Origin of the sequence: Allocoleopsis sp., from assembly GCF_036703385.1 — a bacterium.
Taxonomy (GTDB): domain Bacteria; phylum Cyanobacteriota; class Cyanobacteriia; order Cyanobacteriales; family Coleofasciculaceae; genus Allocoleopsis.
The window spans coordinates 1-5,362 of sequence record NZ_DATNPA010000174.1; the positions used below are offsets into that span (position 1 = coordinate 1).

General features: G+C 44.5%; 3 protein-coding genes. 1 reads left to right on the forward strand and 2 read right to left on the reverse strand.

The window, feature by feature from the left end; all coding sequences use genetic code 11:
* Positions 1-446 precede the first annotated feature (446 nt).
* Together V6C93_RS08790 and V6C93_RS08795 are read right to left on the reverse strand one after the other, a co-directional pair.
* Positions 447-1,466 (reverse strand): response regulator, encoded by a 1,020-nt coding sequence (locus V6C93_RS08790; RefSeq protein ID WP_333476279.1) that lies wholly within the window; start codon positions 1,464-1,466, stop codon positions 447-449.
* Positions 1,396-2,658: a PAS domain-containing sensor histidine kinase gene (locus V6C93_RS08795; RefSeq protein WP_333476280.1), complete on the reverse strand. Its 1,263-nt coding sequence runs from the start codon at positions 2,656-2,658 to the stop codon at positions 1,396-1,398. The genes V6C93_RS08790 and V6C93_RS08795 overlap by 71 nt, the downstream gene beginning before the upstream one ends.
* 401 nt (positions 2,659-3,059) lie before the next feature.
* On the opposite strand from V6C93_RS08795, the gene V6C93_RS08800 reads away from it, so the two are divergent.
* Positions 3,060-5,362: PAS domain S-box protein (locus V6C93_RS08800; RefSeq protein ID WP_333476281.1), on the forward strand; the 2,303-nt coding region annotated here is incomplete at its 3' end.

Consider the following 5,362-nt stretch of genomic DNA (forward strand, 5'->3'; position numbering starts at 1 on the left):
ACCGCCTCGACCCAACCTATCTGGTCGATTAATCCAGCAATTATACCTAGATGGTCGATATCTTTGACTTGAAGTTCCGGCTGCTGCTGAGTCATTCCTGAAAAATACCTCTGACTCTACCAGAAACCTGCGGAATGTGGGCTAAATGGTAATGGGTAATAGGTAGACAAGGGGGCAAACAAGAGATTCCTGTGATGATTAGACCTCTTGCAAAAGTCGATTTTTAGCTTTAGGGGCGAAGCATTTGCGTCCGAATTTATCGGTCAAATCAGGGTTTTTATCCGCAAATGCTTCGCCCTTCTCGGATTTATGCAAGAGGTCTATCGAATCCGTTGGCATTGGACTCTTATGTATTTTTTTTAAGCCGAGTATCGCAGAGTTTCACTCCGAGGTTCGCAGACTTTTGGGAGCCCAATTTATTTAATTGGATGCCAACGGATTCGATATCACTCTTGTTCAATTGCTAATTGCAGTTCTCTTTCTAAGAACTGGCGCTGAGCAATTTCTGCTTGTAATTGTTCGTTAACCCGTCTCAATTGTTCGTTAGTTTGACTTAATTGTCCAGTAAGCTTGGCAACTTCAGCTTCCAGTCGCTCATTTTCTCTTTGCAAGAGTGCTTCTGATTGCTGTTGTTCAATATTGTCATGGAAGACGAGAACAGCGCCCAGAATTTTACCAAGCTCATTTTTAATGGGTGCGGCACTGTCATTAATTGGGATTTCTGTGCCATCTTTAGTAATCAGTAAGGTATGGTTTTCTAATCCTACAATCGTTCCCTGCTGGAGCGCTAACCTTACCGGATTCTCAACAACCGCTCGCGTTTTTTCGTTGATGGTTTGGAAAACATGAGTTAAATCGTTACCCATCACTTCTTCCAGACTCCAACGAGTCAGCGCTTCAGCCACAGGATTCATAAATGTGATTAATCCTTGAGAGTCGGTTGTAATCACCGCATCCCCAATACTTTTCAGAGTTGTTGCTAGCCACTCCTCTCTCTCCCGCAGCTGCTGCTCCATTTGATACTTGTAGAGAGCCACTTCAATCGTTGTGGCTAAATCTCTCGCTTCAAAAGGCTTGAGAATGTATCCGTAGGGTTCGGTAAGTTTGGCGCGATTCAGCGTTTCTTCGTTAGTGTAAGCGGTTAGATACACAATGGGTATTTGGAAGCGATCGCGAATTTGTGCAGCTGCTTCAATACCATCCACGTTCCCTTCGAGTTTGATATCCATTAAAACGAGTTCGGGGCGACTTTCTTCGACTACAGCAATCGCTTCTTCTCCCGAAGCCACATTCGCTACAACCTTATAGCCGAGTCCTTCCAATCTTCTTTGAATATTAAGTCCAACAATTCCTTCATCCTCAACGATTAACAATCTAGCTCTCACGATTACCCCTTTACGCTTCTGAACTTCCACTCTCCGATAAATCGACTCGAAACTGACTGCCTCGGCTTCGCTCAACTTCAATGGTGCCTTTCAATTGTTTTGTCAGAACTTGCACTAACTGAAGTCCTAAAGACTTAGCGCTTTTGAAGTCCCAATCCCTAGGCAAACCCACACCATCATCTTTGATGATTAGGGTAAAATGCTGGTTAGCTCCAGAGTGTAGAGAGATACTGATTGTCCCCGCCCGGTTGTCGGGAAAAGCATATTTGAGTGCGTTAGAGACTAACTCATTAATAATTAACCCGCAAGGAATCGCCGTGTCAATATTGAGAGTGACCTCATCAATATATAATTCCAATGTGATATTGCCTGAATGCAATCCATAGGCTTTGAACAAATATTTAACCAAACTCTCAGTATACTCAGCAAAATTAATTTTGGCAAAGTTTTTAGATTGATACAGTTTTTCATGAACAAGAGCCATCGACTTGACGCGGTTTTGACTTTCCCGAAACACCTCCAGCATGGCTGATTCTTCAATTTGCTGAGATTGTAAGTCGAGCAGGCTGGAAATCACCTGCAAGTTATTTTTAACTCGATGGTGAATTTCCTGAAGTAAAACTTCTTTCTCCCTTAGGGAGGCTTGAATCTGAGCTTCTGCTAGCTTGCGCTCTGTAATATCAATCCCAACTGATACAGCCAGAGAATCCTGATGATACTTTTGAGCGGCAATCAAGTAATGTCGGGTGGAGCCATTGACTTGTGCCTCGACGACGTGGTGGCCTGTTGGCACAGAATCTGCAAGAAACTGAGTCATAAATTGAGCAAACTCAGGGCTGTTTTTGAGAAAACTTAGTTCTTGACCAACAAAAGCATCTGGAGATAAGTTGAAGGTATTAGCCATATACTGGTTAACCCCCATGTATTTACCATCCGAACAAACCCAACAAACAAAACCTGGCACTGCATCTAAGACCGCCCGTAGTTGCTCCTTGGTCTGTTGTAGTTCTGATTCCATTGCTTCAATGGTATTGGCATCAGTCACAATGGCAAAACCACCTGTGGCGATAATTGTGTTGGGATAAAAATTAATTAGAGTTCGGATAAACTCGTTTTGGGTTTTAAGCGATTTTTGTACCTTTTGACGTTCTGTTATTTCTTGTTCAAGCCGTATTTGGGTGTGCATCAGTTCAGCCGATTGCTTAGTTAGCTGTTTTTTGAGTTGAGCATTAGCTTCGTGTAACTCTAAGTGTGTCTGTTCACCCTTACTCATGTTTTGAGTTCCTCGCTTGTGTAACCGAAGAGTTTTTGAACAGTTGAACGACTCTGGATAAAGATTCCTTCTTTATTAGTTCTTGCAATGCATCCGGATCTAATTCAACCATCAATAATAATTAATGATTTCGTCAACTTATTAATACCAAATATAAAGTTTTATTTCAAGTTAGGATAGAAACAATATTCTGCACTTTCAAGCCTATGCTACCTTGATGTATCACAAGATTTGGAGCATCTCCTCAGATTGGCTCTGCTTTTGCAGCCTGAACAAAGTCACCACATTAGTTCCAATTCACTTGTGCTCTAGTGATGGTGGAGTATCCCAGAGCCAGGAGAACGTTGCAATCTCTGTACCAAGTTGCCAATTTACTTCTGGAGCAAATAAGGAATCTTTAGATGAGTACTGAGCGACGCGAGTTGGTGCATCAACTGCAAGTAACCCTAAGCAAAATGGAAGTGGTACTGGGGGCGATCGCAGATGCTGTTGTTTTTTTAGATGAGGACAGTCAGGTTCAATGGTGCAACACAGCTTTTGAGCAACTGGTAAAGCGATCCCACTCCACTCTAGTTGGCTCTCAGTTTCGCAAACTGTTGCCTCTGATACAGGCAGGACAACCTGTTACCCCCGAATGCTACCCGGATGTGAAGATGCGAGAGAGTGGGTATGAGGCAACGGAGTATGAGGTTGTGCAAGGCGATCGCTCTTTAGTTTTGCACATCTCAGGTAACTGCGTTCAACAAGACGATCGCTCCACTGTACTGGTGATTCGGGATATTACTCAAACCCAGCCTAAAGAAGCAGAACCTAGAACAGCCGAGCAAGAACGAGGTAAGCAGGTAGAGGAAAAACTTCGCCTCACTAGAGACGAACATTGCATCGAAGGGGTGATTACAGATATTAGCGATCGCAAACGCGCAGAAATTGCCCTAGCTGAAAGCGAATTCAAATTCCGCACTATTGTCGAAAATGCCAATGACGTTCTTGGTATCCTCGACCTAGAAGGAATTATCCGCTATATCTCCCCCAATGTAGTGAACTTGATTGGCTTTACTCCCGCCGAACTGGAGGGTCAAGCCTTTGACCCCTTTGTCTATCCCGATGATTTGCCGAAGCTTCGAGAGGTATATCACCGATTAGCAACCACAGGTGAGAGGATATCAGGAATTGAATACCGCTCCAAACACAAAGATGGTCGCTGCATCTGGCAGCTTTCCAACCTATCATCCTTTCAAGATATTAATGGTGAGTTACTGATTATTGGCGTAGTTAGGGATATCACAGAGCGTAAACAAGCAGAAGAAGCGTTAAAAGCATCTGAAGCTAGACTTAATGCGATTCTTAGTAACCTCGTCGCTTGTATTCAGCGTTCCCGCATCTATGCCAACCGAGACTGGAACTATGAATACGTCTCGGCGGGAAGCCTTCAGCTGTGGGGATACTCTCCAGAAGAGTTAATCGCTGACAAAAACCTGATTTTATCGCGCCATGTGCCTGAAGACTTGGAAAACATCTACCAAAATGTCTTCGATCGCATTTTTGTTGAGGGGACTTATGAGGGTGAGTATCGCTATCACCACCCCGATGGTCGTTTGCGCTGGATTTCCTTTGACATGAACTCTGTCAGGGATGAAGCCACAGATTGTTGGATTTGTACCGGCATTTCTACAGATATCACGGCACGCAAGCTTGCCGAAGTGGCTGCGGCAGAACGGGCAAGACTGGCAGCATTTCGCGCCGATGTAGGCAGCGCCTTGGGCATGAGCGATACTTTACCTGCAATCCTGAATTGCTGCACCCAAGCAGCAGTCAAGCATCTCAATGCTACCTTTGCCCGGATCTGGACGTTCAACCCTAAAGACGATGTATTTGAGTTAAAAGCGAGTGCCGGACTGTATACTCGGCTCAATGGGACTTACAGCCGCGTACCTATCACCAAGTTCCTCATCGACAGAAAGCCTCAACCTTACATCACAAACAATCTACCTAATGACCCTTATGTTGTAGATAAGGATTGGGTGAAGCGGGAAGGTTTGCTTGCCTTGGCCTGTTATCCCATCATGCTGGAACAAGAGTTGTTGGGGACAATCGTAATATTTGCCAGACAAAAGCTGAGCGAATCAACGCTTGAAGCCTTGCAATTCGCCGCTAGAGAAATTGCCTTGGGCATCAAGCGCAAACAAGCAGAAGCAGCCCTTGAGTATCGCGCTAGGGTGGAGAGTTTACTCAGCAGTATTTCTCGCCACTTCATTGACCAAGATGTAGATACGGCAATTAACTTTACATTAGAAGCGATCGCCAATTTCATCGGATGCGATCGCAGCTATATCTTTGAATACTCCGACGACCAGAGACAATACTGCCTCGTCCATGAATGGTATGCTGCTGACATTCCACCTTTGTCTGATGAAGCAAGGGGAGGAATTCTTACCCTCTTCCCTTGGTTTTATAACAAAATTCTTACCCGTCAAGTCATAGACATTCCCTCTATTGCGGAACTTCCTCCTGAAGCAGCAGCAGAACGAGACGTTTTCCAAAGTCAATCGGTTCAGTCCACATTAGTTGCACCCATGACTCACTCAGGCAAAGTGGTGGGATGTTTGAGTGTGGATGTCGTCCGCTTAAAGAAAACTTGGACTCAGGATGATATTAACGTCCTCAAACTGGTGGGAGAACTAATTGCCATTGGTTGTGCAAGGCA